Source organism: Paraglaciecola sp. 20A4, assembly GCF_011378905.1.
GTDB lineage: Bacteria > Pseudomonadota > Gammaproteobacteria > Enterobacterales > Alteromonadaceae > Paraglaciecola.
The window spans coordinates 23827-49714 of sequence record NZ_WTPY01000032.1; the positions used below are offsets into that span (position 1 = coordinate 23827).

Annotated in this window: 16 protein-coding genes; 2 read left to right on the forward strand and 14 right to left on the reverse strand. The window is 43.0% G+C overall.

The window, feature by feature from the left end:
* Positions 1–12: 12 nt before the first annotated feature.
* The 8 genes from GQS54_RS19875 to GQS54_RS19910 form a co-directional block, all read right to left on the reverse strand.
* Positions 13–3123 (reverse strand): efflux RND transporter permease subunit, encoded by a 3111-nt coding sequence (locus GQS54_RS19875; RefSeq protein ID WP_166425662.1) that lies wholly within the window; start codon positions 3121–3123, stop codon positions 13–15.
* A gap of 5 nt (positions 3124–3128) precedes the next feature.
* Positions 3129–4193, reverse strand: a complete 1065-nt coding sequence (locus GQS54_RS19880) for an efflux RND transporter periplasmic adaptor subunit (RefSeq protein WP_166425663.1) — start codon at positions 4191–4193, stop codon at positions 3129–3131.
* A gap of 332 nt (positions 4194–4525) precedes the next feature.
* On the reverse strand, positions 4526–8950 hold the full coding sequence (locus tag GQS54_RS23465) for a S8 family serine peptidase (protein WP_166425664.1): 4425 nt from the start codon (positions 8948–8950) through the stop codon (positions 4526–4528).
* Positions 8951–9361: 411 nt separating this feature from the next.
* Positions 9362–9916, reverse strand: coding sequence for a PEP-CTERM sorting domain-containing protein (locus tag GQS54_RS19890; RefSeq protein WP_166425665.1), 555 nt, complete (start codon positions 9914–9916; stop codon positions 9362–9364).
* Between the two features lie 38 nt (positions 9917–9954).
* Positions 9955–13629 (reverse strand): ExeM/NucH family extracellular endonuclease, encoded by a 3675-nt coding sequence (locus tag GQS54_RS19895; protein WP_166425666.1) that lies wholly within the window; start codon positions 13627–13629, stop codon positions 9955–9957.
* A 416-nt stretch (positions 13630–14045) separates the two neighbouring features.
* The gene (locus GQS54_RS19900) at positions 14046–14834 is read right to left on the reverse strand and encodes a choice-of-anchor H family protein (RefSeq protein WP_166425667.1); all 789 of its coding nucleotides are present in this window, start codon (positions 14832–14834) and stop codon (positions 14046–14048) included.
* A 124-nt stretch (positions 14835–14958) separates the two neighbouring features.
* The gene (rraB, locus tag GQS54_RS19905; RefSeq protein WP_166425668.1) at positions 14959–15309 is read right to left on the reverse strand and encodes a ribonuclease E inhibitor RraB; all 351 of its coding nucleotides are present in this window, start codon (positions 15307–15309) and stop codon (positions 14959–14961) included.
* 32 nt (positions 15310–15341) lie between these two features.
* Positions 15342–16061, reverse strand: coding sequence for a 1-acylglycerol-3-phosphate O-acyltransferase (locus GQS54_RS19910; RefSeq protein ID WP_166425669.1), 720 nt, complete (start codon positions 16059–16061; stop codon positions 15342–15344).
* A 186-nt stretch (positions 16062–16247) separates the two neighbouring features.
* Between GQS54_RS19910 and GQS54_RS19915 the strand changes: the two genes are divergently transcribed.
* Positions 16248–17387: an HD domain-containing phosphohydrolase gene (locus tag GQS54_RS19915; protein WP_166425670.1), complete on the forward strand. Its 1140-nt coding sequence runs from the start codon at positions 16248–16250 to the stop codon at positions 17385–17387.
* 57 nt (positions 17388–17444) lie between these two features.
* Here the strand turns inward: GQS54_RS19915 and glnG are convergent, their stop codons facing one another.
* The 4 genes from glnG to glnA all read right to left on the reverse strand — a co-directional run bounded on the left by glnG (position 17445) and on the right by glnA (position 22189).
* On the reverse strand, positions 17445–18851 hold the full coding sequence (gene glnG, locus GQS54_RS19920; protein WP_166425671.1) for a nitrogen regulation protein NR(I): 1407 nt from the start codon (positions 18849–18851) through the stop codon (positions 17445–17447).
* Entirely contained in the window at positions 18848–19927 is a 1080-nt protein-coding gene (glnL, locus tag GQS54_RS19925) for a nitrogen regulation protein NR(II) (RefSeq protein WP_166425672.1), read from the reverse strand. Before glnL ends, glnG begins: the two co-directional genes overlap by 4 nt.
* A gap of 83 nt (positions 19928–20010) precedes the next feature.
* Positions 20011–20532: a DUF4124 domain-containing protein gene (locus tag GQS54_RS19930; protein WP_166425673.1), complete on the reverse strand. Its 522-nt coding sequence runs from the start codon at positions 20530–20532 to the stop codon at positions 20011–20013.
* Between the two features lie 247 nt (positions 20533–20779).
* On the reverse strand, positions 20780–22189 hold the full coding sequence (glnA, locus tag GQS54_RS19935; protein WP_166425674.1) for a glutamate--ammonia ligase: 1410 nt from the start codon (positions 22187–22189) through the stop codon (positions 20780–20782).
* 374 nt (positions 22190–22563) lie between these two features.
* Between glnA and typA the strand changes: the two genes are divergently transcribed.
* A complete protein-coding gene (typA, locus tag GQS54_RS19940; protein ID WP_166425675.1) occupies positions 22564–24399 on the forward strand; it encodes a translational GTPase TypA in 1836 nt (611 codons plus the stop codon).
* Between the two features lie 65 nt (positions 24400–24464).
* Here the strand turns inward: typA and GQS54_RS19945 are convergent, their stop codons facing one another.
* The gene (locus GQS54_RS19945; protein WP_166425676.1) at positions 24465–25247 is read right to left on the reverse strand and encodes a peptidylprolyl isomerase; all 783 of its coding nucleotides are present in this window, start codon (positions 25245–25247) and stop codon (positions 24465–24467) included.
* Between the two features lie 422 nt (positions 25248–25669).
* The coding region (locus GQS54_RS23095; RefSeq protein ID WP_205967854.1) for a hypothetical protein at positions 25670–25888 on the reverse strand (219 nt) is incomplete at its 5' end.

The following is a 25888-nucleotide window of genomic DNA, read 5'->3' on the forward strand; positions in this document are numbered from 1 at the left end:
AAAGTGAGTAGATTAGAAATCATCGCCTTTTTGATAGGGAATTTCTTCTTCTAGCTTTTCTAATTTCTGGGTAATGACCAATGGCGAACCTGTATTTCGTGCTAACCAGTAATAGGCGGTCGGTACAACGAAAAGCGTTAGTAGAGTTGAGACTAATACCCCGGCAAATATCACCATGCCAATAACAGTTCTGCTTTCAGAGCCTGCACCACTAGCAAAAACCAATGGTAGAGAACTGAATACAGTCGTAAAACTTGTCATAACGATGGGACGTAAACGTAACATCGCGGCTCTTTTGAGAGCTAATTCAAACTCGACGCCTGCGTCACGTAATTGATTGGCAAACTCAACAATTAAAATACCATTTTTCGCTGCAAGGCCTATCAACATAACTAAACCAATCTGACTATAAATATTTAAGGTCATACCGGCAAAATAAAGACCAATAAACGCGCCGACTAAAGCAAGGGGGACCGTAAGCATGATCACCAAAGGATGAACCCAACTCTCGAATTGTGCAGCGAGGATTAGATAAACAATGACCAATGCCATAAGGAAGATAAACAAAATTGAGTTGCCCGACTCTTGATAAAGTTGGGATTCTCCTTTGTAATCCACTGATACGCCTTCAGGCAACTGCGTATCAACAATATTGTTTAAATACGCTAACGCTTGTCCTACTGTATATCCTTCAGCTAAGTTAGCGCTGATGGTAATACTGCGCATACGGTTGTATCGATTTAAGCGTGATGATGTAGCGCGCTCTTCGACCTTGAGCAGGTTATCCATCGGAATAAGCTCACCAGTGCGGAAGGATCGTACATACAAGTTATCGATACTTTGCGGACTACGGTAATCTTCTCGGCGTCCTTCGAGTATCACGTCATACTCTTGGCCTCTGTCTAGGTAGGTTGATACACGACGTTGGCCTAGCATTGTCTCTAATGTGGTTCCGATATCACTCACCGAGACCCCTAAATCAGCAGCACGCTCGGTATCAATATTGACCAACAGTTGCGGCAGCGTTTCTTTATAATCTGAATCTAAGCGCAACAGGTTAGGGTTTTCTTGCGCAATAGAAAGCAATGTATCTCGCCATCCTACAAGTTCTTCATAGGTATTGCCTTGCAAAACAAATTGCACTGGGCGCCCTACACCTCCTCCACCAAGACTCGAACGCATAATAGCAAATGCTCGGACATCGGGAATAACCGAGAGTTTTTGACTTATTTCGTCCATTAACTCAAAGGAAGAACGTTTTTTGTCTTCTCCAATTGGCGTGCCAATGATCGCAATACCAGCACTACTACCAAACCCTGGTAAACGAACAAGTACTCGCGTTGCATCGCCGCTATCTAAGTAAGGCAGTATGATTTCTTCAACTCTTCTCATGCTCCTACTATTTTCTTTAAAACTTGCACCCTCAGCAGATTGAATTTGAATAAAGAAGTTGCCGCGGTCTTCCTTGGGTACAAATTCGCTTGGTAAAACTTCTAGTAAACGTAATAAACCTAAAATACTAACAATAATAAGCAACGTCATTAGAATAGGCTGATGAATGGTTTTCCCTAAAACTTTAAAATAATTACCTTCGAATTTAGTAAAAGATCTGTCCATCCATGCACTGAAACCCGTTTTATGCTGGCTTTTCTTTAATAACTTAGAGCTAAGCATCGGAATTAACGTCAATGCCGTCACGCTTGAAAATGCCACAGCAGCTGCAATAGCCAAGGCGAACTCGGTAAACAAACGCCCAATGTTACCTTGTAAAAATACCAAAGGAACAAACACAGCAATTAACACTAATGTCGTGGCTATAACCGCAAAACCTACCTCGCGGGCACCGCGATACGCAGCCAGCAATGGGGGTTCACCGAGCTCTATCCGCCGAGAAATATTTTCAAGTACGACGATTGCATCGTCGACCACCAGCCCAATTGCAAGCACCAAGGCCAATAGAGTGAGTAGATTTATTGAAAATCCCAGGGCATACATCACTGTAAATGCTGCAACGAGTGAAACAGGGACCGTTACAGCGGGAATAATAGTGGCCCGTACATTACCGAGGAAGATGTATATAACAAATACAACCATCAACATAGCGATAGCAAGCGTCTCATACACTTCATTAATTGACGCCTCAATAAAGACTGAAGAATCATAACTTGGCACAATGAAGATATTATCCGGCAAGGTTTGTTTAATGTCTTCAATAGCCGCTTTCGCTGCTCTTGCAACCTCTAGCGTATTGGCTTTTGACTGTTTAGTAATCCCTAAACCAATCATATTTACACCATTACCGCGAAACTCCGTCTCATCGTCTTCAGCGCCTAACTCGACCGTCGCCACTTCGCCCAGTCGAATCAAGTAACCGTCGCTACCGGCTTTAACAGGTAGCCTTGAGAAGTCATCTGGGCTCAAGTAACTACGTGCTACGCGTACATCAAAATCTCGTTGATTCGATTGCACTTCTCCAGCGGGTAGCTCAACATTCTCCGATTTAATAACCTGCTCAATATCAGAAACAGTAATTCCTCTTGCAGCCATGGCGTTGCGATTAAGCCATACTTTCATAGCGTAACTGCGACCGCCGCCTAGCCGAACATTCGCCACCCCTTCAGCCACCGACAAACGATCAACCAGATAACGGTCTGCGTAATCGGTTAACTCCATGACACTCATATTGTCGCTACGTAGGTTGTACCAAACAATCACATCATCATCTGAGGTAGATTTTGATACTTCCGGAGGATCGGCTTGATCAGGTAAGTTATTCAGTGCGCGGCTAACGCGTTCTCGTACATCATTCGATGCCGCATCAATATCACGAGAAAGATTAAATTCAACATCAATCGAGGAGCGTCCGTTTCTGCTACTCGACTCGATATTTTTGATCCCTTCAATACCGCTAATGCGGTCTTCTAATAATTGCGTAATACGGCTTTCAATAATGGCTGCAGATGCCCCCGTGTAGGTAGTGTTGATTGACACGATGGGAGGATCAACATCTGGATATTCACGCAGTGATAAAAACGTTACTGCGACAATTCCAAACACGACGAGCAGTAAATTGACTACAGACGCAAAAACTGGACGTTTAATTGATATGTCAGATAACAGCATAAGAATTACCCTTGCGACGTGTGCGTGGAAAGTACCTTAACGGCGGAACCTTCCCGAAGACGAAGGGCTCCCTCGACAACAATTTTATCGCCTTCTTGCAAACCAGAAGTAATTTGTGCAATTCCGGGCTTACGTAAGCCTACTTTTACTTCTTGGCGTATAACTTTGTCATCTTGAATCACGAAAACGAATTGCTGATCTTCAATCGGTACCAATGCTCCTTCTGGTATCGTTAACGTATCGAGTATTTCTTTTTGCAGATTTATTTGTAGAAGCATACCTGGGCGTAGTTTTAAGTCTTCGTTATCGATTGTGGCGCGGATTTGTATTGCACGTGTCACGGGATCTACCCGAGACGCAATACTTGATATTTTACCTTCAAAACGTTGCCCAGGATAAGCAACAGACGTAGCGGTAACTTGCTGACCTTTTTTGACACTCGCTAAATGCGACTCTGCGATGGTGAAATCCATCTTGATGACATGCAAGTCGTCTAAGGTAGCGATTAGATCACCCGGCATAATTAACGCCCCAACACTTACCATACGTACACCCAGTAATCCGCTGAACGGTGCGCGAAGCTCCAACTCGTCCAGTTGCGCTTTCGCTACCTCTAGTTGCGCTTTAAACGCTTTTACATTGGCTTCCTGTTCATCAAGTAATTGCGCCGAAGCGGCACTTTTTTGGGCCAAATTATCAATTCGTTTCAACTGCCGTTTTGCTTCTTGCAAATTGATATCGAGTTCGTTTAATCGAGCCCTCTCTTCCCGATCATTGAGCTTTATTAACAGTTGGCCTTTTTCAACCATGTCTCCATCATCAAACTCAATTCGTTGCACAATGTCTGATTTTTGCGCCGTCAGCATCACAGATTCGTTCGCATTTGCAGTACCGAGCGCTTCTACGATTACTGGGAATTTCTGCTGAACCACAGTGTACGCTGTTACAGGGGTTGCAGTTGATTCACGTTTCTGTTGCTCCACATCAGTTGGCAGATATAAATAAACCAATAAACCACTAACCAAAATCAGTGCGATTAAGATAGGTGAAAATGAAATTCCTTTGGACATGGAGAAACCTTTTTATTTGTTGAGTTTTGAGTGTATGTTTTCTACGACTAAAGTCGCTATTTGGCTCGATATTACGTTAATTTTTTGACGATATTAGTAACATTTACGCTTTCTTACACTTTTAAATAAAATAAGCTACTGGGCTGAAAAATAAGTAATTTCACCGCATTTTATAAAGTAAATAGGGTGGTGAATTATAGAAGGCTTTTCAAAATGGAGGAATTAACGTCCCATTATTTTCTTAATTTAGAATTTTTAAAAATAATCTCATAAAAAAGGGCGCTCAAATGAGCGCCCCTTTAACACCGCACGGATCAGTGCGAGTTTATAGCTTAATTAACTGCGCAACGTGAGCGAGTACACATACCTTGCAACAATCTTACGTCGGTATACGTCACTTGTCCGTCCTCGTTAAAGTCGAAGCTCATATCAATGTCTTGACGAAGTTGAATAGCTCTTATCAATGCCCGTATATCAAGCATATCGACATCGCTATCGCCATCCCAATCACCTGCAACTGCTACAACCGCATTATCGTTGATAGGGCTGACCGCCATTTTCGTACCTATATTATTAGGCAAAGTAGACAGAGCCAGCAACTGGATAGGACCGCCAACATTATCTTCAGTAACTTCAAGGGTAAAGGTCAATAACTTGGTATTGTCAGGATCTTGCAATGTGAAACACATTTGTGAACCTGAAACAATATCGGTCTCAATATTACCAATTGGTGCACTTGCAGCGCCTACATAATGAGTCGTTAAGCCAGATTTACCGTCTATTGATTCATAACCAATCGAAGTGCCCAGCGAATCAGCATTAGCATGTGTCACATCTCCGTAGGAGAATATAATGTCAGGTTCATTTCCAACTGGCGCATTGTTAAAGACCACTTGAAAATCTAGACTATCAACATCACCACTGTATGGGCGCATATTATCCCACTCAACAAAAGTGAAAGCGCCGGCGGTTGCTACTGTGATACCTGAATCATTAGCTGTATCGAGTACCATATCGCGCCAGAATGGAGCAATCACACCATTAGCAGGATTTTCATCGGGCATTAGTTGATTAACCCAAGGCGTCGTCCCTTCATTACCGCTAAAGCTGATAAAACCGTCATCTGTTACACCAATTGAATCATATGCTTGGCCCAGTAACGAAGCTGGAACATTAAAGTTTGCCGTTACTGTGTCACCGTCAGCATCAGAGAAACCAATGCCGAATGCAGCCAAATCAATATAACCAGAACCCTGACCAAAGTTAGGGTTTGCGCAAAATACATCGTTTTCGTTAGTAGTAACAGAGTAGGAAGCATCTTGACCTTTAATGGAATCTTGTACCACGTTCCACGTTAAGGTGCCGTCATCAGCAACCGTACCATCAGCTAACGAACCTTCTACAAGTTTTACGCCGTCTGGCAATGATAAAGCAATCTCATATAAGCGGTCTTCAGAGGTAAAGTTTGCTCCCACTTGAATGGCGTAATCTATTTGATCACCGGCGACTAAAAACCCATCACGACCACCAACGACTTGAACATCATCAGCTGTTCTATCGAGATTTACGACGACCAGACCAAAGTTACCGGCTTGATCAGCACTGGAGCCCACATCAAATGCACCAAAGTATTTGTCACCTGCAACTGCATCAACATCCCAGCCAACACGAATGTCAAACGGGGTTATTGCCGCAATGGAAGATGGCGCATCCACGGTAAGGTTATCTCCTAACTCACCATCGACTAACGCGGTAACAATGGTAAATTCATCGCTGGCGCCTGGCGCTGAAGCACTCCAATTTTGGGTTACGATCAAATATGTACCAGACTGAGGTTCAATTAGACTGACTTTTTCTAAAGCCGTGCCCGTTGCACTAGAGCCTACAATTTCATTTGTCTCAGGGATCCCGTTTTCATTGGCATCAAGGACAACAAACAAGTCTAAATCAGGGGATTCAGAAGCGGTAATTTCAGCCACTAGATATTTAGCGTTCTCAGGTACATTAAGGGTAATAACGTGTACACCATCGTCCAAATCGTCCAAGGCACTACCATTACTGGTGTCTTCTTGAATACTTTCGGTGACAGCTGTCGCTTTAGTTAAACCATAAGAGCGCGCAGTAAAGCCATTTATCTCAACCGCGACGATGTCAGATATCAAACGGGTATCCGCATTTCTGTCAGCTGAAATATTAAACTCATTTGGTATATTACTGGTTGTCGCAATCACCGCAATTGGCATATGCAAATCAGGCGAGCTATCTGAGGTCAGATTCAACTGAGCGAATAAGAAGTCTTCACCACTTACATCAGCCGATGCTGTTACCGTAATTTCTTGACTTGCCCCAGCCACAATATCGAATGTCTCAGGACTGACCGTAACGCTTACACCATCAGAAATACCCACACCTGAAACAGACCACGAACCGTCTTTTGTAGCCGTTACCGTTCTAGTCCAGCGGCATGCACCTACGCAGTTATCATCTGCCATACTGGGAATATTGAGTGTTTTAGGATCCCCTTCTTCATTCGGGTTAGCCGCAAGATAATTTGCGCCTAATTCATCCATCACCAAACCGGTCTGATTAGCCAAGTCTACCTGGATTCGCCCAGAGCCCATGTCAAACCAATCGGCCGGCGTTTCACCGTCTTCTTTACGCATATTAGTGGTTGCTGTCATCATCATCGCAGACCGGATATTGTCTGGAGTCCAACTAGGATTTGCCGCCATTAGCAACGCTGCTGCGCCTGCTACGTGAGGGCTAGCCATAGACGTTCCACTTAAAAATGCAAAATCACTCGGGTCTGCTATATGGCCATCGTGACCAAATTTTTGGTCAGCAGAAGCCGCGTAAATACTTACCCCCGGCGCCGCAATTTGTGGCGTGATGGTGCTGATTGAAGGGTTAGGTCCTCTGGAAGAGAAATCAGCTAAGTCGTCTCCTGCAGATAGGATCAATTCTCCTTCTGAGGGAGTGATAGTCGCCATATGGCCTTCACCACTTGCAAGCCAGCTGCGCAGTAATTCTGCTTGTGCTGCGTCGATATGGATACCAGGTATCACGTACGCGTCGTTATCGACGCTACTGCCACCGTTAAGCACGTTGCCTAATACAAAGCCTTCTGCGCCACCAGCAGCAACATTTTGCGCTTTTTCAACACGTGCAATTGCGCCACGGTCACAAAGGACTATTTCTCCGCTGAAGGTACCGTCGGGGAAAGGCTGTAAACATTGAGCAGGGTCTCCCGCTGGATCATTGGCGTTAGTATAATCCCCTGCGTAAACGATAGAAGCAGTGATACCTAGCGAGTTACTGTTACCCGTTAAGGTTCCTAATTCGCTATCACCACCGGTAAATTGGCCAATTTCTTTTGAATAATCGATTTCACGTCCATGAGTCGATGCTGCAACAGCGGTATACCATGGAGCATGTTTGGAGGTTGTGGCGGCATCAGGTCCTGAATTACCAGCCGAGGTAGCCACAAATATACCGGCATTTCTAGCCGATAAAAATGCCATATCAACATCACTGCTCCAAGGGAATCCACCGCCACTAATAGAGTAGTTCATGACATCGACACCATCCGTTATCGCGTCCTCGATACCGGCAAGAATGGCCGCCCCAGGACAATCACCATAGGTATCACCCGCATCAGAACGTCCCGGATAACAAATTTGATAAGCAATGATATTGGCATGGGGCGCAACACCAGAAATTTGCGCAAACTCAAACGATCCAGGAATACCGTGACTTTCTTCACCAGCGCCTGGTGTTAAAACAGGTACATCATGCAATATATTGCCAGCAAAGGTACCCGCAGTGTGTGAACCATGACCGCTGTAATCTTCACCATTTCTAGGTAAGTTTGGGGGGAAAACATCGGTATCCCCATAATCGTCAGTTATTCGGGTATAGCTTCGCACCCCAATAAGTTTGTCATTACATATCTCGGGATAATCACCTGCGCAATCTCCTACGTAGACACCCGCACCGCGAGGGTTAGTATGATCGTAACCATCATCACCAATATCTGCGAATGAACGGCTACCGGTATTTACACCTGAATCTATGGTGGCAATAATAATGCCTTCACCGAGCGTACCCACGCCGGAATTAGTGACTGAGCCATCCCATATATTTGGAGCGCCTATTTTCACTGGACCGGTATCAGTATCCATTTTATACATTGCTTCACGTTCAACACGCTCAACGCCTGGCAGCTTGGATATCGCTTCAGCTTCATCAGGGGTAACTCTGATCGCTACGCCGTTTACGCTGTATTTATACGACTCAATAACTCGTAAGCTATTTGCGACTCGAGAGGCTCGAGTGATAAATGAACTCTGCACGCCCTTAAGGTAAGACACATAGGCTTTTACCTCTGGGGCTTCTACATCGAGTTTGGCGCTTTTCTGGGGGGCTTGCACTCTAGCGGATGCTGAGGTCGTTTTTTTGGGATTAGTGGCTTGTAGATCTTTAATTCCACCATCATATGTCGCCACTGGCTGGTCTGTTAATCTTACAATGTAGACATAAGGTTTATTCTCTATGCCTTTTTCTACTACAAACCTTTGAGCAATATTAGCTACAGGTGCTTTTTGATTCTTGTTTTTATTGACCGATGTTGCCTCTACGCTTTTAATTGCGGCTGATGAGACATCAAATTTCGATATTCCTTCAGCTAACTCATTAGCCGAGTGCGCTGACATAGACATCAATGCTGCAGATACAGCTATGGACAGTGTATGTTTCATTTTATCTCCGTTTCCCTGATGGGTTATTTTATAACCTTGTTATTAGATTTTTATTTCAAAAGTACGGATAATTAAAATGCCTTGATATTTTCCATCATGGCTACAACAGTAGTTTACCCGAACGGGTGTTAGCATATTTTTAACTTACATATTACACAATTGCAACTCAGTAAGTTGAATATGAATGGATTTACCTTTAATTAAATTGTATTGCCAAGTTTGCAGTCAAATGACATCTTGATCGCCCTCAGCATAACGCATTTTTGGGTAGCAATAATAGGCGTTATTAATATTAAAATTTCAAAAAAATTTTAGAAAAAAAGGCGATTAATCAAAGATTAACCGCCTTTTTGTCAATACCTCAAACAAATCAAAATCACTCACTGTGCGTGTATGATTTTGACTTGGGGTTTACATTTGTACTTTACGTCTAACACCCATAAAGCCTAAAACGGCTAAGCCCATAAAGGCCATAGAGCTAGGCGCAGGTACGGCAATGCTAGTAGCCGAGGCGCTGGTGTCGAGCGTTCTGCCAATAATATCATTTTCTTCGTAGACAGTTGCGGTCGCCAATGAAAATGAAGACTGTCCTTCACCAATGGCCAGTAAATCAAATGTTGCAACTAGGTAATCGCCAGCGCTATAGATTTGAGGGAGGAAACCTTCCCATAGAGTAATAGAAACAAGTCCAGCAGCTGCAGTGTCCACATCCAACCCACTGAATGTAGCGTAGTCAAAAAGTGGGAAGTCAGAGCTGGCGCTATCTTCTACATATGCAAAAAGACTGCTGTCGAATAAAAATCCAGAGAAGAAAGATGTAAAATCTTCCGTAATCCCAGTCATATTGATATTAACAGACACTGTATCCCCAACTGATGGGTTTACATTATCCAACTCGATATTGATCATATTGGCGTTAGCGGTGCCAAAAAACATTGTACAAACTAGTAAAAGTACTTTTTTCATTTTTATTTTCCTACTGTTTAGTTAACGGGTACAACTTATTAAATAGCGCAAAACGTGCGAGTACACATACGTTGCAATAATCTTACGTCGGTATAAGTTACCTGACCATCTTCGTTAAAATCAAAGCTGTTGTCTATAGTTTGTCGAAGTTGAATTGCACGTGTTAGTGCACGAATATCCATAATATCCACATCACCATCAGCATCAAAATCACCTTCCACGACTTGAACATCTGACTCTAGCTGTAGCGAAATCACAACAGGATCGTGATCAGACATACGATAAGCGTCAGGTGCAAAATATTTTACTTGCTGAACTGCAGACTGAAAATCAAGGTTATAATCCAACACCACTGGCTCATCTGCATTGATGTGCCATTCGGTAGTATCAACGACACTGTCCAGCATACTGGCGCTGGCTAAAGCGTGATCTAGATACCCTAACTCACCATTAAACGAATACGAATAAGCTTGCTCACCACCAAAGTAGTTTGCTAGATCAGTGTAACCCGCTCCCTTAATGGCGCTGATAGGATCTTCTTTAGCATACGAGTTCAAGTCACCAATAATGAGTGCAGGTGTTTCAGCAAACGTCTCGGTAATAAAGGCTGTAAGTGCTTGCGCAGCGCGCGTACGCGTAACATTACAGTTACCCTGTCCAGTGGCCGTGTCATCATCTCCTGCTCCACAACCTGATCCTTTAGACTTAAGGTGATTAACGCTTACAACTAAGGTTTCACCGTTTTCGACTAAAGCAAATTTCTGCGCTAAAGATGGACGGTTTTTACTGTCATCAAACAGTGCTCCATTGTCGTCAGTAATCGAGTTCTCACTCGTTAAGACTGCCAACTCTCCGCTTGGGGTTACCGACGCGGGTTTATAGATAAGTGCAACCGTTATGGCATCCGTGCCAATGGTGCTGCCACCATCAACCACAGCGTAAGTGCCCTCTCCCATTAACGCATTAATGCCTTCAACCAATTCTACAATTGCGCTGTCAGGACCAAAGCCATCATTTTCAATTTCCATCAAGCCAACAATGTCAGCATTCATTGCCACAATGGCAGCGACAGTTTTAACTTTTTGACGGTCGAATTCGCTTAGTCCATTTGTATCAGTGCCAATATCATCTGCACCACGACACTCAACCCCCCCCGTAGGACCACATATATTCTCCCCAGCATCTATGGTGTTGAAGAAGTTCAAAACATTGAGGCTAGCGACTTTGAGGTTACCTAGGGTTAATTCCGGTTCGCTGGTGCGTGGATTCGTTGCAGCAAAAGTCGGCGCTTGTGTCGGGATAACGCGATATTCACTAAAGCTGTAATCAACGACGCCCGTTAATGCAGAAACCGTATCTCCCATTCTTAGGGTATTATCTGCCGATAAACCGCCTGTGGGGAAAGGGACAACATCTGGGTTGCTGGTGTCGTTGCCATCATCTAATAACAGACGATTTAGACTATTGCTGGCAGCTAATGATACCGCTTCAGCAGAGCCAGGCGTGAAGATGTTAGTGGGATTGTAAAGACGCCCATTAGATAAGGTAAGTTGACCAAAACGCCCTAACGTGAAGTTATCTGTTACCGTTAAATCCGCAGTGCTAGTCACTAACATGCCTTCCAACGCTTCAAGATCGTCTAATGATGTAACAGGCAAAGTGAAATTAGTGGCCGATACTGTAGCGCTACCACAAACCAATGGTGCGGAAGTGAGGGTTATTTGAGTACGATCAAAGAACTCAGAGACCGTGCCTTTCACTGATACCACATCCCCTACCACTGGCAGGCTAAACGCGCCGCTGTCGTTAAACACTAATACCCCTTCGGAGGTAGTCGGGTCGGCGTCAGTATCAGCGTCTTCTTCTTGTATATAGAAAACGTTAGAATCAGCTAATACCGCTGTGACAACCGCTTGTACTAACACGGTTTGGTCCACTAATGCACTTGCACTGCCGCTGCCTTGCACCTCATGTATAAAGGTATCTGACGCATTACAAACTAATAGTTCTGCGGTACTGAAGCTAGTCGTAAAGTCAGCTGCGAGCATATCTGGTGTGCCGTCTACGTCAACTACTGAGTCAGCAGGTAGAGTAAAGGTACACGTTTCATTGCCGCTAAGCTCTGTGGCTGGTGTTAAGGTAAATTCACTGCCACTTGATACGCCCTCTAAAGCTACGTCACCGCTAGTACTGCACACTAGGCTAGGCCACTGTGAAACATTTACTGTTTCACTAAACGTAAGTCCGATTACGCTGTCTACGCCCACATCGGTCGCACCATCAACAGGTGTCACATTAACAACTGTTGGCGCTAAATCAGGGATAGTACAACCTTCAAATTTGGTTCCATCGAGCTTGGTACCTGGCGAAAACAACGCACCATTTGCGTTAGCTACCTCTGAGTGTTTACTGAAAGACTCACCCGTTACATCAGGATCTCGCGTTAATGATTGATTGTCAGAACCTTCGCTACCGTAGGCTACTTCGAATGTCGTTACACCATTAGAAATAATAAGACTATCGCCACCATTATTAAGGCCAACTGTATTAGAAGATGACGTTTGCACGAGTGCGCCTCCGAACACGCCTTGAGGTTGGCCACCACCAAATACAACAATGGCACAACCTGGTTCAATTGTGGAGTCAGCAGGGAATACGTGTCTTACGTCCACTGCATCACTAAATGTCCAACCACTTAGATCAACAGCCGTTGTCCCATTATTGACCAACTCAAAAAATTCGTCTTCTGAAGAATCACGGACGCCATCACCGTTAGCATCACCGGCAATATCATCGCTGGCAGGATCTGCCAGAAATTCGTTAATCACTAAATCTATGGTGACACTTGGGTCTACAACCGTGAAAGAAATCGTATAATCTTCGTCCATGTTGTCAGGCAGTTCGTCTAAATCAGTGACGTCAGCGGCGTTTAGTGTAAACGTACAGGTATCGCCTGCCGGAAAGTTACTGTCTGGGGTTATTACATGGGTATTACCGCTACCACTAAGCGATACAGAAATAGACTCTTCCGTCGAACAGCTCACCGCATTGGTCGCGCCTATGACCACGTCCTCGTTAAACGTTAAGGTAATATTGGAATCTAACGCGACATTTGTGTCACCGTTGGCAGGGCTAGAAGCAGTAATGCTAGGTGCGCTATCCGTGACGTCTGCGGTAAAAGTTTGCGTATTATTTGCAGCATTAGGTGTTTCTGCGGCAGGTTCTACCCATATAAAGTCACTGTATTCGCTGCCACTACCGGATAATTGTAGAGAAAATCCAATCGGCGTAGAGCTAAGTTCACTTACTCCGATATCAGTACTTGTAAGACCATTGGCAGCTCCGTTAGTCGCAGCCAAAGAACCTTCATAGCTTAGAAACTGTACAACATTGCCAATACTATCTACTAGCGCTATACCATCAGGCGAACCATTTTGAATACTGCTAGGTAGAATAGTTAGAAATGAGTAGTTAGCATTTTCAACAGGTGTTTCTATCGACAAGTCTAAAGTGTTATATGCAGTACCGTTGCTACCGTTATATAACACAACTGACCAGCCGGTAAAGTCGGTACCAATAGGCGCGGCAATTTCTACAAATTCGCCTACATCCCCACCAGCATTGTCATAGTGAATTTCATTAATAAAGACGCTGGTCGCTTGTGCCGTGGACGCACAAAACAACGCCAGCAGAGCTGGGTATTTTAATTTCATAGTTTCTCCTGAGATTTTATTGCCAGTTATCCGGCTTTTTATAATTTTTAAGGCGCAATGTTCTTATATTTCTATGACATCTCTATGACGGTCAACTAAGCGTCAATACGCAGCACCTATTCTCGATATTGTCACAGCATTGTTTAATATTCCAGCACACTTGACCAAATAGTCAGTAATCAGCTGTATAACGCCAAGTTTCTTTACCCATCAATGGGTTACTAGTAGAAAAAGATGCTGTTTTTGAGGAGGAAATAATCGATTAAGCGTTAAGATAACGTCTATGGAAAAAATTTATTGCATGAGCATGAGAATGATAACTGAAATGGAAATGTAGCGTTTTAAAACGGGTGCTTAACTTGCGTATTAAATAACACCCGTTTAATTTATTCATTCGCTATAAACGCTTAGCGAATTCATTTTTTGTTTAATCTAAATAAGGCAAAGGGTAATAACAACATGGCTAACCAACCCGCACTGCCACCACTTGCTTCAATGACTACCACATCGGGTTCAACATAAATAACTTCGTTGTTCTGACTTTCAATACTGATAAGATAGAGATCTGCATCACTGTATCCGTCGGCGACCGCTAATAACTCATGGGTAAACGCGTCGTATATCTCTATTAAAATTTCATAATCATCAGGATAAAAACCGCTTAACAACTCCGTTTCAACAGTCAGTTGATCATCGGTACTATCCCCATCGATATGAAAATCTGCGGTGGTATGATATTCACGAAATTCCTCATCAACACCCAAGTATAATCTTGCGTAAACATCACTGTGCTCATATATTGTGTCGACATCAAAATCTACACTAAAGTGATGATAGTAACCGTCGTAGTCACTGTCTGTATGTAACGAAACGTAGGCATCATAAACCCAATATTCTTGATTAACTTGCGTTGCTGCAGGTCGAGCAGCCAATTTCAACGCAACTTGCCCAGGGAGTACACCCTGTGATGCCGTTTTTTGTGCTGGGCTTGGATTGTCTTGCTCAGAGCTGTGGGCACTTGTTTGCTGCGCTAGGGTGACTAAATCGGTAGGATGGCTGGAGAGTGTAGAAGACTTTTCTAGCGTCGCTAATACGTTGCCAGCTTGGCGGTCGGTAGATTTAGCCGACCAAGGTAATTCATCTGCCTGTGCAGAAAAATTGCATATGGCAAACAATGCGCAGTACTTAACAAATGATATTTTCATGATGCACTCCCTTAAAAGATATAGGGAGTGTGATATTGATTGCATGAACAAAGACTGAAGATAAACTTACGCTAAGTTAATACGCCTTTGCACAAGTAGGCTACGCATCCGAAAATGTTGCCATTCACTCTATAAAATAGGTACCCCAACCGTCAAAATGTACTTTTTGTTTTTTCGCTATCGCCAATAACTTTACCGTGTCGGCATTGATCAACTCGACGTCGAGTAAACGCTCTACTACCGCGTCAAAACAAAAAATCGTGCCACCATCATCAAGCATTAACTCTTCGGCATCACCCACTTCAAAACCGGCTTTAAAAGCGTCGACTGCGGCTTTTTCCAAAACATCGAAATCATCGCCAGCAAAGTGATACTCAATAGTATGCGGCTTAGTGGCATCACTGCCGTCTTCAATCAACGCTTCGACAGTCTCTTGATTAAATTCAAACCATTCTGCTTGTTCGTCTTCACTCATGTGTAATCCTATGTTCAATTAAGGCCGCTAGTTTATCTGTTGCTTGCGTCAACTTCACTGTCTAATTGCGCTATTTTATCCTGCATCACTTGATGAAAGTATTCTGTCCACTCTCGCGTGGTTCGGCTGTTGTCGAGCTCATAGGGCTTACCCACATCAATGATCAACGTGCCATTATCCCATCGATTTAACTTAATTTTATTCTCTAGGTTGCTAGCAGCAACGATAATAACAGGCCGTTTGGCCAATTTTGCAATACGAAATGCGCCAGATTTAAATGGCAATAAACCACGTCCATAACTGCGTGTTCCTTCAGGAAAAAACCATACGGAAAGTTTACGTTTGCCCATTTTGTTAACGGTGTTTTTGAGTGTATCCATAGCGCGGCCTGAGTTTTTCCGGTCAATCATAATATTGCCTGACAACCAGTAGACTTGGCCAAAAATAGGGATCCACTTAAGGCTCTTTTTACCGACAGTAACCGTGCCCTTTAATGCGGCGGCACAAATGGTAAAAATATCAAAACTATTTTGATGATTGGCGATAAAAACGTAAGGGCCACCTTGCTGCGCTTCTGGCGCTATTCGCACCTCCAATTTAAGGCCAAGCAGTCTGCTGGTAGAACTATATAATTTTCCAGCCAAATGCACGTTGTCTCGGTGAAAGGGACGACAAAGGCAAATCAACACCAGTAATATATTGATTAAAAGAAAATAAAAGAAAACAGAAATTATTCGTAGCAAAGCCAGCACGCGAGATCCTATGGTTTAAAAGACGAGTTGATTATAACGTCATTTTCAAATTAGGATGTCTGATCAGTATCGTCTTTTAGTGGTATAGCGTTGATTTTAAGTTAAAAATCTCATTATTCTCGATTTATAGCCGATAATAATGAATATTCGTATCGTATACATACCTGAATTAGGGCTCGAGCATACATGCAACAATTTACTCACGAAGATCTTGATGACGACATTCTCACCGACTTACTCGAAGAAATTAACGAGCTATACGAAGCCAGTGAACAGACCCTAATTGAACTGGAAATAAAGCCAAACGATAATGAGCTGCAACGTGCGTTATTTCGTTCGATACATACAATAAAGGGTGATTTGGGGCTGGTTAATTTCACGCCAATGATCCCGTTATTGCAACATGTCGAAGATTTACTCGACTTTCTTCGCAAAGGTCAAATTGAGTACACCAGCAATATGAGTGACTTGGTGCTCTTGAGCATGGATCGCGTAAAAATATTTGTTGAAAACTGTATTCAAAATGGCAAGGCTGAATATGACGCGAGTTTATTTAATTTACTGATCATCCAAATTTCTAAAATATCTCCTAGCAATAGTGCTGAACACGACAAGATTTTATCTGAAGCAGTATTGTTACTCGATCCTAGCTTAGATGTTCGAGCCTTTAGCGCAAGCCAAGAGGATGGTGACAACCGCCCCCCGCCTTCTAAGCTCGCGACAACAGGGATCCCCAAACATCTGAGTCAACAAAAACATGGCGACATTTTATTCTTTCGTGAATTAATGAAACCAATAGAAAAACGCTCAATGTATTGGAATGGACGAGGCGATCGTATCGCTAAATTAGCCGCCTATGTGAACAAAGTAGCCGGCATGCCAATTGACGAAGACCAACTGGCTGTTGCTTGCTACATGCATGATTTTGGCATGGCATTTATGCCTATTGAAATCCTACATAAACAGGGAAGAATGACCGAAACTGAATTTAATTTGATGCGCTCTCATGTGTATAAAAGTGCTCGTCTGCTAGAGCATTTAGACCATTGGAATGAAGCACGAAAAATAGTTATGCAGCACCACGAACGTATGGATGGAACTGGCTACCCACTTGGCTTAAAAGAAGCGGATATTTGCGACGGTGCTAGGCTGCTGGGTATATTAGACACTTTTGATGCGATTACCCATAACCGAGCCCACAAAAGTCATGTGGTACATCCAAAAAAACGCGCCGTCATAGAAATAAATCGTATTAAAGATGGACAATTTTGCCCTAAATGGCTGGGTATGTTTAATAAATCGATGGCAGTCTTACTGACAAAGTAAGCTTGTATGCAGATTCAGCATTGAAAGGTAGTGTTATCAATACTGAATCTGTTTTATTTACATATTAAGTTCTTTTAGTTTTCGGGTTAGGGTATTTCGGCCCCAACCCAATCTCTTCGCTGCATCCTGCTTATGCCCATGAGTGTGAAAGAGCGCTCGCTCAAGCAATACACGTTCAAATACCAACATCGCTTCATCTAGAATATTGTTGCGTCCAGATTGCAGTTGCTCGTCAGCCCACGTCGCGAGTAGAGTTTGCCAGTCACCTGAGGCTTCATGCTGGTCTTTGCTAAGCGGTAACTCATGAATTTCGGGTGGTAAGTCGTGTGGTAACACTTCTTGTCCGCTAGCCATAACGGTAAGCCAGCGACAGACGTTTTCTAATTGACGAACATTGCCTGGCCAAGGAAGTTGCATCAAAATTTTCTTGGTCTCTTTGCTTAAACTTTTAACTTCAACACCTAACTCAACTCCTGCTTTTTGTAAGAAATGCGCCGCTAACAACGGCACGTCTTCTTTTCGCTCAGTCAAGCGGGGGATATGAATACGAATAACATTTAACCGATGAAATAGATCTTCCCTAAATTTACCATCAGCTACCCGTTGCTCTAAATTTTGGTGTGTTGCAGCAATAATACGTACGTCAACGGTAACCGGATTATGGCCGCCTACTCGGTAGAATTGCCCATCTGCAAGCACCCGTAGCAAACGCGTTTGCACATCAAGTGGCATATCGCCTATTTCATCTAGAAATAAGGTACCACCATCCGCTTGTTCAAACCGACCTTGACGCGCATTTTGCGCACCTGTGAAAGCACCTTTTTCATGGCCAAATAATTCTGACTCGATCAAATCAGCCGGGATTGCAGCCATATTCAAAGCGATAAATGTTTGTTTGGCTCTGGGACTATGACGATGTAAAGCTTGAGCGACTAACTCTTTACCGGTACCGGATTGACCGTTAATTAATACGCTGATACTAGAGCGAGATAGACGTCCAATCGCTCTAAACACCTCTTGCATAGCGGGCGCTTCACCAATAATCTCAGTCGCGGTGGCTAAAACGGGTCGATGATTACTTTTAGCCTGTTCACGCACATGAGTTAACGCCCTGCGCACTAGTCCTACTGCTTCTTCTATATCAAATGGTTTTGGCAAATATTCAAAAGCGCCGCTTTGATACGCATTGACTGCACTGTCAAGATCCGAGTGCGCGGTCATAATAATAACGGGAATAGACGGATAACGTTTATGAACTTCTTCAAGTAACTCCATGCCATCCATTTGTGGCATACGTATATCTGAAACGATTACCTCTGGCGGCTGATCAGTCTGCAATTGTAAAAGTAAGTCTTCAGGATTCTCAAAACTAAAACAGGGTATATTGGCTGATTGTAGGGCTTTTTGTAAAACCCAGCGGATAGAACTGTCGTCATCAACAATCCAAACTGATTCTGTGCTCATGAGGTAAGCTCCTTCCTGTTAATTGGAATATATATCGTAAATTCGGTATGTCCTGACCAACTTTCAACATCAATTTTACCTTTATGATGGTCAATCAACGTTTGTGCAATCGACAGGCCTAATCCGGTTCCTTCTTTTTTGCCTGTCACCATGGGATAAAATAGGGTGTCTTTAAGTTCAGCGGGGATCCCTGGGCCGTTATCAATCAAGCTCACCTTCATTGCTAGAGGATGGCGTTCGCCATGTATCGTCACTTGTCGCTCAATTCGCGTCACTACGTTGATTTTTCCGTCGCTTTGACCACTTTGTAAAATGGCTTGTACACTATTACGCATGATATTTAGAACAGCTTGTAGCACCATATCTTGGTCAATATTGCTTTCAGGTATACTCGGGTCGTAATCACGTTCGATAGTAATTTCGTGACTTAAATCAAGCTGCACTAAGGTGATTACCTTCTCAAGAACCCGATGTACGTTATGACTTTGAAAATTAGGTCTTGAATTAGGGCCCAGTAATCTATCAACCAAATTACGCAATCTGTCAGATTGCTCAATGATCATGCTGGTGAATTCTTTTAAGCCTTCTGAGGGCAATTCTCTTTCTAATAATTGCGCCGCCCCGCGGATCCCACCAAGCGGGTTTTTTATTTCATGGGCAAGACCGCGTATTAATTCTCGTGCGGCTTGTTGTTGAGCCCATTGCTGTGTTTCTTGACTAATTTTCTTTTGTTTTTCGATCAAGCGTATTTCTAGCAGTAACGTCACACCAGAAGAAGTATGAAGGCAACTTACCGTCACATCGGCATGGGTATGACGGCCATCAGCAAAACTGATCTGCACATCTCCATCGGAATACCCTTCACCGTGCTGCATATCTTGGGTAAAACGAACGAAATCTAAACTCGAATCGGCGATAAGCTGCTTAATCGGGCAATCTAAGAGTAAATTGAGACTACGCTCAAACATGGCTTGGGCTGCATGATTGGCTTCAATAATCACCAGCTGTTCATCCAATAAGATGACAGCAGTTGATAAATTATCCAGCAAGGTGTCTGTTTTAATATTAAACGGCATAGGGGCAACATATAATTTCGCACCAATTTGGTGCTTAGATATCTATATCAGCTCAATACAACCCCATGGTCAAGTGAATGATCCTACTTAGGACGGTTTAGCGCTGAAGCTTGGTGCAAATAAAATGTTTGCGTAGGAGTAGATGCAAGGATCTTGCCCGACTTGAGGGCAAATTCGATATAAAAATTATAAACACCCCGATCTAATGCAGTCAGCTGAAAAGTTTCACTATTTTGGCTAATTACCCGGTCATTTAAGTGCAAACTATAAATACCTTGCACCTTAGGCGTAACTGCCGCTTGAATTGCTAAGTCGCCGTTATTGTTATGGATAGTTTGCTCAGGTCTTGGAGAAATGACCGTGAGCTGATAACGGGTCTTGGGGCTTTGTTTTATAGTTTGATTTAGAGAATCATTACTTGAATTGGTCATTAACGTTGAGGTTATCGTTGAGCCATTGGGCAACTCAATCTGTTTACTATTCCCCAACGGCTTATCGGTATAAATGATTTCACCGTCCTTGGAAGTAACTTTGAATATGTTATCGCTTTGTCCGTTAGCACCTAATACAAAAAGTAATAATATCCATCCAATAATGACTTTCATAATTTTGGCTCACTAGAGATAAGGCATTCAGTTTACCGCAATAATAAGCTGGTCGTAATGACCCTATCGCATTAACTACATTACCCCTAATTGTACTGATAAGAGTTTAACAAATGGTACTGCTTGCAAAGTGACACTCTGCATGGATGGCGCGCATAAAAAAGCCTGCTCAGAGCAGGCTTTTTAAGCTAAACATTACATGTCAGATCAGTTGAATATTTTCACCCGATCGTAACAATAGTCAGCATTAAACGCTGTAGTACATGTCAAATTCAACCGGATGTACCGATATATTCAACAATTCTACTTCTTCACTTTTAAGTGCGATATAAGCGTCGATCATGTCGTCGCTCATTACGCCACCGGCAGTTAAGAATTCACGATCAGTATCTAGCGCAGATAAAGCATCCTCTAATGAAGTAGCAACAGTTGGAATTTCAGCTGCTTCTTCTGCAGGAAGATCATAAAGATCTTTATCCATTGCATCGCCAGGGTGGATTTTGTTTTTGATCCCGTCAAGGCCAGCCATAAGCATGGCAGAAAATGCCAAGTATGGGTTAGCTGTTGGGTCAGGGAAACGCACTTCAATACGACGTGCTCTTTCACTGCTAACGTGAGGAATACGAATGGAAGCTGAGCGGTTACGTGCTGAATAAGCAAGCATTACTGGTGCTTCGAACCCAGGTACTAAACGTTTGTACGAGTTGGTTGATGCATTTGCAAATGCATTAATAGCACGAGCATGTTTGATGATACCACCAATGTAGAACAAGGCATCTTCAGACATACCGGCATATTTATCACCGGCAAAAATATTCACACCATCTTTAGAAATAGATTGGTGACAGTGCATACCAGAACCATTATCGCCAACAAGAGGTTTAGGCATAAAGGTAGCGGTTTGACCATAAGCATGGGCTACGTTATGAACAACATACTTATAAATTTGAACTTCATCAGCCTTTTTAACTAGCGTGTTGAAAAGGAATGCAATTTCATTCTGACCAGCCGTTGCCACTTCATGGTGATGAGCTTCAACTGTCAAACCCATTTCTTCCATAACCATACACATAGCAGCGCGGGTGTCGTGAGAAGAATCAACAGGAGGTACTGGGAAGTAACCACCTTTTACACCTGGACGGTGAGCCATGTTGCCATCTTCAAATTCAGCACCTGAATTCCATTTAGCTTCTGAAGAATCAATTTTGAAGAACGAACCAGCCATATCTGTATGGAAACGAACATCATCAAATAAGAAAAATTCTGGTTCAGGGCCAAATAAAACCTTATCACCGATTCCGGTCGACTTAAGATATTCTTCTGCTCGGCGAGCAACAGAGCGAGGATCTCGGTCATAGCCCTGCATAGTGTTTGGCTCAAGAATGTCACAACGAATGTTTACTTGTGTTTCTTCAGCAAATGGGTCAACAACAAGAGTGTCGGTATCTGGCATTAATACCATGTCAGATTCATTGATGCCTTTCCAACCTGCGATAGATGAACCATCAAACATTTTTCCTTCTTCGAAAAAATCTTCATTTATTTGATGGGCAGGAATAGAGATATGCTGCTCTTTACCTTTAGTGTCCGTAAAGCGCAAATCTACAAATTTAGCTTCGTTTTCTTGTATAAACTGTAAAGCCTTTTCTACTGACATTTCGTCCTCCAGATTAAACGGTAATGTAAAATAACGTTGATATTGGTTAACTTAGCAATGCTCGAAGCGATAATCATGCCAACCACAATATTGGCAAAATCGCTGATATATGGGCTTTTAGAGTAGACACGGCTCGCTGCGCCTAGCACGATTGCACCAATCGAGTGATTATGCGCACCATTAAGGTGCGTAACAGGTAGTATCCCACTTACGCGCTCGCAAAGGTGACGCTTATTAGTGCAAATATATATTTGTAACGTTAAATATATATAAACACTAAATGGTGTTCGCAAAATGCACATTAAAACTGTACAATCCGCGCCCTATAAATTCAGTTAATGGTGGTTAAATCCACCCATACAAGAGAAACTACTATGAGCGCATCGCAAACCTCGACTGCCAACTTGAGGAACATAGCAATTATTGCCCACGTTGACCATGGAAAAACCACCTTAGTTGACAAACTTTTACAACAGTCCGGAACTCTTGAGAGCAGAGGCGTTGCTGAAGAACGGGTTATGGACTCTAACGATATCGAGAAAGAGCGCGGTATTACCATACTTGCTAAAAATACTGCGATACGTTGGAATGACTACCGCATTAATATAGTAGACACTCCTGGACACGCCGATTTCGGTGGAGAAGTGGAACGTGTAATGTCTATGGTTGATTCCGTATTGTTGCTCGTTGATGCGCAAGAAGGCCCTATGCCACAAACGCGTTTTGTGACACAAAAAGCATTTGCTCAAGGTCTTAAACCAATCGTAGTGCTTAATAAAATCGATAAACCTGGCGCACGGCCTGATTGGGTTATCGATCAAGTTTTTGATTTGTTCGACAACTTAGGTGCCACTGATGACCAACTTGACTTCCAAGTTGTGTACGCATCAGCACTTAACGGCTGGGCAAGTTTAGACGCTGACCAACCTAGCGAAGATATGACCCCGTTGTTTGAAACTGTCGTTAAACACGTTAAACCACCTAGTGGCGATATCGATGGTCCTTTCCAAATGCAAATTTCTCAACTTGATTACAACTCTTATGTTGGCGTAATTGGTGTTGGTCGCATCTCACGTGGTTCTGCTCGTGTTAATCAGGCAGTTACGGTTATCAGTGCTGATGGCACAAAACGTAACGGTAAAATAGGCCAGATATTGGGCTATATGGGGCTTGACCGGACTGAAGTTGAAGTTGGTACTGTTGGCGACATCGTTGCTGTTACCGGTGTAGGCGAGCTTAAGATTTCTGACACGATATGTGATCAGAACAATGTTGAAGCTTTACCTCCCCTGTCTGTTGATGAACCAACCGTAACAATGACATTCCAAGTAAACAACTCACCATTTTGTGGTAAAGAAGGTAAATACGTAACGTCACGTAATATCCTTGAACGTTTACAAGATGAATTAATTCACAACGTAGCCTTACGTGTGGACGAAACTGCCGATCCGGATAAATTCCGTGTTTCAGGTCGGGGTGAATTACACTTAGGTATATTGATAGAAAATATGCGTCGTGAAGGTTACGAGTTAGCAGTATCACGTCCAGAAGTAATTTTACGTGAAGTTGACGGCAAATTAGAAGAACCTTTTGAAACAGTGACCATCGATTGCGAAGAGCAACATCAAGGGTCAATTATGGAGCAAATTGGCTTACGTAAAGGTGAGTTAACAAATATGTCTCCAGATGGTAAAGGCCGTATTCGTATGGACTTCATCATTCCTAGTCGTGGCCTAATCGGTTTCCAAACTGATTTCCTAACGATGACTTCTGGTTCAGGTTTGCTTTACCACACATTTGATCATTATGGTCCGCATAAAGGTGGAAACATCGGTCAGCGTAAAAATGGTGTGTTGATTGCCAACGCTACAGGTAAAGCCCTTACTAACGCCTTGTTTAACTTGCAAGAACGTGGACGTATGTTTATTGGCCACGCGACCGAAGTATACGAAGGCATGTTAATTGGTATTCATACTCGTGAAAACGATTTGACGGTTAATGCCCTTAAAGGCAAGCAATTAACTAACGTTCGCTCTTCAGGTACAGATGAGGCACAAACTTTAATACCGCCTATCGTTATGTCACTAGAGCAAGCTTTAGAGTTCATTGATAATGATGAGCTGGTAGAAGTGACCCCTAAAAGCATTCGATTACGTAAGAAACTTCTTACTGAAAATGATCGTAAACGTGCCGGTCGCTCAAAAGAGTAATTATTAAACCCCATTAAAAAACGGCTCTCTTGAGCCGTTTTTTTATATCTATAAAATAGGTCTTTTTACTTAAATATCTTTCTTCTGAAACCTAATATAGCCAACACTATTAGCCCCCATAACCCAACACTGCCGCCAGAACCTCCAGAGCTCGAATCACCACCGCTATTCTGTCCTAGCGAAGTGTTTGTAGCGGGTGCTAATTCAGAATGCGTCACGATAGCTGTATCAACTACAACTACGTCACTAATGATAATCAAATTATCACCAGAAATAGCCACCCCAGCTGTAGCTTGTGCTTGCGTGTAGTCACGCAAAGGTGCGGCACTGGCAGCACCTCCCAGATTAAATCTATCCAGAGCAGCAATGGCATCAACGATATCCATGCCCTCACCTAAAACTTGACCGAATACGGTAAAGCCACCGTTTTGCATATCTAAGTTGATACTATTATCACTGACGTTAATAAACCATTGAGAGGTGGCACTATCGGCATTACCTCCCAGTTTAGCCATAGCGATTGTACCTCGTCGATTAGACAGCAGAGGTTCATTTCGTACGGGACTGCCAGTCGGCACCGTATCCAAGGGTAGAATAGCGTTATATTGGAACCCACCTGCTTGCACTACAAAACCAGGCTCAGAACGATGCACTACATTATTGGCATAAGCTCCAGAATCCACATAACTCAAAAAATTCGCAACCGTTTGCGGAGTTGTATTATCGAACAGGTTAACGTTCACATTACCAAGCACCGTTTTTATTTGTACTTCAGTTGCATTCGCTAGTCCTACTGACACACTGGATAACGTAGCAACGATGGCTAACGTGTAAAATTGAAATCTCATAAACAGCTTATACTTCGCATATATTAAAGTATCCTTATACTAATAGATTCTGATCATAGAAAACTTAACAATTTGTAATCATTTTTAGAAATCCCTAAGCGACAAATAGGCAGTGGGTATCCCTAAGATAATTTAGCGAATACTTGTTTGCGCACAGATAACAACATTATTGCTTTATATGCACAGAAATTGTTTTCTAGCGATGCAAAACACCTGACAAAATGTACTCACAAGACTAATTTGGATCCGCCATTTCCGAATACAGATTAGTATTTACTAATAGATTCGATTTAGCTTGGGTTCATTTTTTATGTCACTTAGCATGGTAACCGTTAATACCACAGGGGTTAACGTATCGGATACCGCGTATCGGATACCGCGTATCGGATACCGCGTATCGCATACCGCGTATTGGGACGACATTATTCCAGACGTAAAAAAAAGGCTACCTCGGTCGCGGCGCGATTGAGGATAGCCCTTTCTTTATTGGGAGTCTGGCAGTCTCTTCCGCCAATATCGATTGTCTTAGGTATTTTTTCGCGCACAACGAAAAAAGCCACCCGATTTGAAGTGACCCCCAATAGTTGGACATTCCAATTACTGGGGGTCTTTTTATGTCCAAACATCATAGAGTATTTAAG